Origin of the sequence: Cupriavidus sp. BIS7, from assembly GCF_000292345.1 — a bacterium.
Classification (GTDB): Bacteria; Pseudomonadota; Gammaproteobacteria; order Burkholderiales; family Burkholderiaceae; genus Cupriavidus.
On sequence record NZ_ALOU01000120.1, the window covers coordinates 1 to 1,147 of the forward strand.

The window sequence follows — 1,147 nt, forward strand, 5'->3', positions numbered from 1 at the left end:
GGGAGAGCAACCGTGTCAAGCCGGGAGTCTGTTCTCCCACGGCTGACCGGTTTTGATCATGGAGTTCAGGATCGTCAGGATCTTGCGCATGCAGGCGGTGAGGGCAAGCTTTGAGGGCTTGCCCACCGCCTTCAGGCGCTGGTGGAATTCCCGTATGACCGGGTTGTGGCGGATAGCGGTAACCGCTGCCATGTACAGGATGTTGCGCACCTCCGTGCGCCCACCCCGGATATAGCGCTGGCCTCGCCGTTTGCCACTATCGTCGTTGAACGGCGCAACTCCAACCAGCGCTGCGATCTGCTGGCGATTGAGTTGCCCCAGCTCCGGCAGCCGGCCTAGCAGCGTGAACACCGTCACCTTACCCACGCCGGGCATGCTGTCGAGCAGTTCAACTTTCTGCTTCCACGCCTCGCTGGTGCGCAGGGCATGGGTCATATCGATGTCCAGCGACTTGATCCGCGCGTCCAGCCACTCGATATGCTCCTTCAAGCTCTTGAGCGCTACGACGGGAGCCGTGACGACCCGCGCCTTCTCCTGCGCGCGCATTGTCACCAGCTGGCTGCGCCGGTCCAGCAGATCGGCAAACTCGCGCTGGGCTTCGCTTGGCAGCGCTCGCACCGGAGGCCGGATCTGCTGTCCAAAGCGCGCCAACACGTGCGCATCCAGCCGGTCCGTCTTGGCCAATATCCCGCACGCCTTGGCAAAGTCCCTGACCTGCTTGGGATTGACCACCACCACCGGCAGGCCTGCGCCAGCCAGGGCGATGCTGGCCCGGGTTTCAAAGCCTCCGGTCGCTTCCAGCACGACCCGCTCGATCTGGCCCTGTCCGTTATGCTCGGCAAGGTAGGTCAGCAATGCGCTGATCCCGGCGTCGTCATTCGTGAACTGCCGGGCTGCCCGTTCGGGTAGCGTGTCCACATCCAGCGTCGTCTTGCTGACGTCAATCCCTACTGCCTTGATATCCATTCGGCTTGTCCCATCCTTGTGTCAATGCGGCGTGCTGCCTTCCAACCGTTCGGGCTTAGGCTAAACGCTACCAAGAAATGGATGCACCGATCCTCGCTCTCCCTCGAACTTGGGCTCTCGCCCAGATCCTGGGGCCATCGATCTGATGCATCCAGACCGAATTGTGCGACATACAAGGGGC

General features: G+C 62.2%; 1 protein-coding gene. It reads right to left on the reverse strand.

Going from position 1 to position 1,147, the window contains the following annotated elements; translation table 11 throughout:
* Positions 1-15: 15 nt before the first annotated feature.
* Positions 16-966, reverse strand: coding sequence for an IS110 family transposase (locus B552_RS0126780; protein ID WP_019452141.1), 951 nt, complete (start codon positions 964-966; stop codon positions 16-18).
* Between the last annotated feature and the right edge of the window lie 181 nt (positions 967-1,147).

Excerpts from the sequence above, each read along its gene's own strand:
- B552_RS0126780 (WP_019452141.1), bottom strand. The coding sequence starts at position 966 with ATGGATATCAAGGCAGTAGGGATTGACGTCAGCAAGACGACGCTGGAT.